This is a genomic window from Martelella sp., assembly GCF_984369615.1.
Map to the genome: position 1 here is coordinate 1 of NZ_CFHTCS010000416.1, position 3,500 is coordinate 3,500.

Here is a 3,500-nt window from a genome sequence, read left to right on the forward strand (position 1 = left end):
GGGAGGGGTTCCTTTTGGACGCCTAAATGGGGTCCCATTACAACGCCGATTGACACCCTTCGGCACGGCGCTGGTGATGGCGACGGAACGCGGGCTGGCCGGCGTCGCCTTTGCCGATCCCGGCGAGGAGAAGACGGCACTTGAGGACATGTCCGCGCGCTGGCCGGCAGCATGCTATCTCGAGGACGGGCCGATGACCGAGGCCTATGCCCGCCGCATCTTCGATCCGGCCGAATGGGCGGAGGACCGGCCGCTCAAGGTCGTGCTCATCGGTACGGATTTCCAGGTCCAGGTCTGGGAAAGCCTATTGAAGATCCCCTTCGGCAGGGCCAAGACCTATTCCGAGATCGCCTGCGAGATCGGTCGTCCGAAGGCCTCGCGCGCGGTGGGCGCCGCGATCGGCCGCAATCCGGTCTCCTTCGTCGTGCCCTGCCACCGCGCGCTCGGCAAGTCCGGCGCGCTCACTGGCTATCACTGGGGCCTGACGCGCAAGCGCGCCATGCTGGGCTGGGAAGCGGGACGCGCCTGATCCGCCCTCGGCAATGCCTCGCGCCGGCGCCGACAAATTTATCGAGGCCGTTTGCGACCGGTCAAATCCTTGTCTAAATCGATTGATATCTTGCCTTGACTTGCGAAGCAGCGCCTTGCGATAGTCGCGGGCGAATTACAGCGGATGTCGGCGCTTGCGTCCGGCGCCGATGTTTGCCAACAGTCATTGAAAGATCACCGCGGCGCGTTAGCCTTGGCAGCAGACGGCGCCGAAAAGGCGCGAATGCTGTTCGGCTTAAGAAATCGAGAGCGGTTCGCCGGCCTTTCTGCCGCGAACCCGGAAAACGAAGGATGAGGATCATGGCTTCCAAACTTGACCAATTGCGCGAGATGACAACGGTCGTCGCCGATACCGGCGACATCAAGGCCGTCGCCAAGCTCAAGCCGGTCGATTGCACGACCAACCCCAGCATCGTGCTGAAGGCGTTGTCGACCGATATGTTCGACGAGCAGTTCGCCGCCGCGATCAAATGGGGCAAGTCCCAGTCCGGCGACAGCGATGCTGTTGTCGACGCCGTTGCCAGCCGCCTGGCGATCGATGTCGGCGCGGCGCTGGTCGATCTGGTTCCGGGCCGGGTTTCCACCGAAGTGGATGCCGACCTGTCGTTCAACACCGAAGGCTCGATCAAGAAGGCGCATGAGATCATCGCGGCTTACGAGGAACGCGGCATCGGCCGCGAGCGCATCCTGATCAAGCTGGCGTCGACCTGGGAAGGCATCCGCGCCTGCGAAGTGCTGCAGAAGGAAGGCATCGACTGCAACCTGACCCTTCTGTTCTCCAAATGCCAGGCGATCGCCTGCGCCGATGCCGGCGCCTTCCTGATCTCGCCCTTCGTCGGCCGTATCCTTGACTGGTACAAGAAGGCCACCGGCGAGGACTACACCGCCGAGACCGATCCGGGCGTCCTGTCGGTGCGGTCGATCTACAATTACTACAAGTCCAACGGCATCAAGACCGTGGTCATGGGCGCCTCCTTCCGCAACACCGGAGAGATCGAGGGGCTCGCCGGCTGCGATCGCCTGACGATCTCGCCGAACCTGCTCGAAGAGCTTGAGGCCGACCAGGGCAAGCTGGAACGCAAGCTCTCGCCGGACGCCTTCGAGCCGGAGCCCAAGGTGGAGATGGACGAGCAGACCTTCCGCTGGATGATGAACGAGGACGCCATGGCGACCGAAAAGCTCGCCGAAGGCATCCGCAACTTCGCCGCCGACCTTGGAAAGCTGCGCACGCGCGTCGCCAAGGAACTCGACGTCTGATCACAAAAACGTCAGACTGATGGAAAACGCGACCCGGCCCTGGCGGCCGGGTTTTTCTGTTTTTCATGCGCGCCGCGTTTTTCGCACGCGCCTTCGTTTTCTATTTAAAGAATTGTTTTTATTCAGAAAATATTCAGCCATGCCGCCGGCGCCCTTTGCAGGACCGTCTTCGGCGGCGATTTTTCAAGGCTGTCAGCGTCAACATTTGAGCAACGCTGCGGTGCGTATTCGGCGACTTGTTGATCGATTGATTAAACCCTAACTCCCGGTCATCGAACGCAACAATGATGACACAGGAGTTCATCACCATGTCCAAGTTTATCGCATCCGCCGCACTGGTTTCCATTCTCGCCGCCGCTCCGGCCGCCTTTGCGCTGCAGCCCTCCGCCATCCCGGAAACCGGCAAGGTCACCAAGGCCCCCGTCGGCAGCACCGTCACCATCGAATCCACCGGCAAGTTCGGCAACCGTTACCAGAACTATTTCCGCGTCGGCGAAGACGGCGAACTCGACTTCGTGTTCCAGGACTCGGCCAACTGATTTTTCGACAAACAAGAGGCCTGCGCCCCTGAGCTTTAGGGGCAGCACACCCGGCGGACACGATAAAAAATACGTCTTCCGTCTTTCGGCCTCTTGTTAATCAAATGATTAAACCTACATCCGACCCATCAGAGAAATTCAGTCAGGAGACTGTCATGAACAAGATTTTTGCATCCGCCGCTCTCGTTTCCGTCCTCGCCGCCGCGCCGGCCGCCTTCGCGATCCAGCCGTCGGCCATTCCGGACACCGGCAAGGTCACCAAGGCCCCGGTCGGCAGCACGGTCACCATCGAAACGACCGGCAAGTTCGGCAATCGCTACGACAACTACTTCCGCGTCGGCGAAGACGGCGAACTCAAGTTCGTCGATCAGTACCGCACCAACTAATCAGACATCCCGGAGGCCATGGAGCAAAGGACGATCATCCTTCTTTCTCCAAACGCCGTAATCCGGGCAGATCAGCCAACCCACACAAATTCCAATAAGGAGACTATCATGAACAAGATCTTCGCATCAGCCGCCCTCGTTTCCGTTCTCGCCGCCGCGCCGGCCGCCTTCGCGATCCAGCCTTCGGCCATTCCGGAAACCGGCACCTTCAACAAGGCGCCTGTCGGCAGCACGGTCACCATCGAATCGACCGGCAAGTTCGGCGATCGTTACCAGAACTATTTCCGCGTCGGCGAAGACGGCAAGCTCGATTTCGTCGATCAGGTGCGCGAAAGCAGCAACTGATCGCTTCCTCGTTTTCCTGGGCGAAGCAGAAAGGGCGACCGCAAACAGCGGCCGCCCTTTTCTTGTGCCTGACGAGTTGAAATCAGCTGGCGGCCGCCAGAAGCGCGGCGACGAGCCCCTTCGTCGAGGAATCGTGCCCCTCCGCGCTTTCGCTGCCGGAAACGACAGGCAGAAGACCGGTCGCCAGTTCCTTGCCGAGTTCCACGCCCCACTGGTCGAACGAATTGATGCCGAAGAGCACGCCCTCGACGAAGACGCGGTGCTCGTAAAGCGCGATCATCCGGCCGAGCGCATAGGGCGTCAGCGCATCGTAGACGAAGGTGATCGACGGCCGGTTGCCGGAAAAGACGCGGTGCGGCGCGATCTTCCCGGCGGTCGCGGCATCCATGCCCTTGTCGAGAAGCTCGGCTTTTGCCTCTTCCAG

8 protein-coding genes are annotated in these 3,500 nt (G+C 60.9%); 7 read left to right on the forward strand and 1 reads right to left on the reverse strand.

All coding sequences use genetic code 11. The features are described from left to right. From AC5DC2_RS21390 to AC5DC2_RS21420, 7 genes are all read left to right on the forward strand, one after another. On the forward strand, nucleotides 1-529 hold a 529-nt coding region (locus AC5DC2_RS21390; protein WP_491699945.1), incomplete at its 5' end, for a methylated-DNA--[protein]-cysteine S-methyltransferase. 144 nt (nucleotides 530-673) lie between these two features. Next, on the forward strand, nucleotides 674-844 hold the full coding sequence (locus AC5DC2_RS21395) for a hypothetical protein (protein ID WP_156484753.1): 171 nt from the start codon (nucleotides 674-676) through the stop codon (nucleotides 842-844). A gap of 5 nt (nucleotides 845-849) precedes the next feature. Next, nucleotides 850-1,806 (forward strand): transaldolase, encoded by a 957-nt coding sequence (tal, locus tag AC5DC2_RS21400; protein WP_491699946.1) that lies wholly within the window; start codon nucleotides 850-852, stop codon nucleotides 1,804-1,806. Between the two features lie 19 nt (nucleotides 1,807-1,825). Beyond that, nucleotides 1,826-2,068: a hypothetical protein gene (locus AC5DC2_RS21405; protein ID WP_491699947.1), complete on the forward strand. Its 243-nt coding sequence runs from the start codon at nucleotides 1,826-1,828 to the stop codon at nucleotides 2,066-2,068. A 46-nt stretch (nucleotides 2,069-2,114) separates the two neighbouring features. After that, nucleotides 2,115-2,345, forward strand: coding sequence for a hypothetical protein (locus AC5DC2_RS21410; protein ID WP_491699948.1), 231 nt, complete (start codon nucleotides 2,115-2,117; stop codon nucleotides 2,343-2,345). Nucleotides 2,346-2,500: 155 nt separating this feature from the next. Continuing rightward, nucleotides 2,501-2,731 carry a hypothetical protein gene (locus AC5DC2_RS21415; protein WP_491699949.1) on the forward strand — a complete coding sequence of 77 codons (231 nt, stop codon included), beginning with the start codon at nucleotides 2,501-2,503 and terminating at the stop codon, nucleotides 2,729-2,731. A 108-nt stretch (nucleotides 2,732-2,839) separates the two neighbouring features. Further along, nucleotides 2,840-3,076 carry a hypothetical protein gene (locus AC5DC2_RS21420; RefSeq protein ID WP_024706295.1) on the forward strand — a complete coding sequence of 79 codons (237 nt, stop codon included), beginning with the start codon at nucleotides 2,840-2,842 and terminating at the stop codon, nucleotides 3,074-3,076. 82 nt (nucleotides 3,077-3,158) lie between these two features. Here the strand turns inward: AC5DC2_RS21420 and AC5DC2_RS21425 are convergent. Beyond that, nucleotides 3,159-3,500: phosphoglucose isomerase-related protein (locus tag AC5DC2_RS21425; RefSeq protein ID WP_491699950.1), on the reverse strand; the 342-nt coding region annotated here is incomplete at its 5' end.

Bases quoted from the DNA above. Each gene is read 5' to 3' on its own strand.
- AC5DC2_RS21410 (WP_491699948.1), top strand. From the start codon at position 2,115: ATGTCCAAGTTTATCGCATCCGCCGCACTGGTTTCCATTCTCGCCGCC.
- AC5DC2_RS21405 (WP_491699947.1), top strand. From the start codon at position 1,826: ATGGAAAACGCGACCCGGCCCTGGCGGCCGGGTTTTTCTGTTTTTCAT.
- AC5DC2_RS21415 (WP_491699949.1), top strand. From the start codon at position 2,501: ATGAACAAGATTTTTGCATCCGCCGCTCTCGTTTCCGTCCTCGCCGCC.
- AC5DC2_RS21395 (WP_156484753.1), top strand. From the start codon at position 674: ATGTCGGCGCTTGCGTCCGGCGCCGATGTTTGCCAACAGTCATTGAAA.
- AC5DC2_RS21420 (WP_024706295.1), top strand. From the start codon at position 2,840: ATGAACAAGATCTTCGCATCAGCCGCCCTCGTTTCCGTTCTCGCCGCC.
- tal (WP_491699946.1), top strand. From the start codon at position 850: ATGGCTTCCAAACTTGACCAATTGCGCGAGATGACAACGGTCGTCGCC.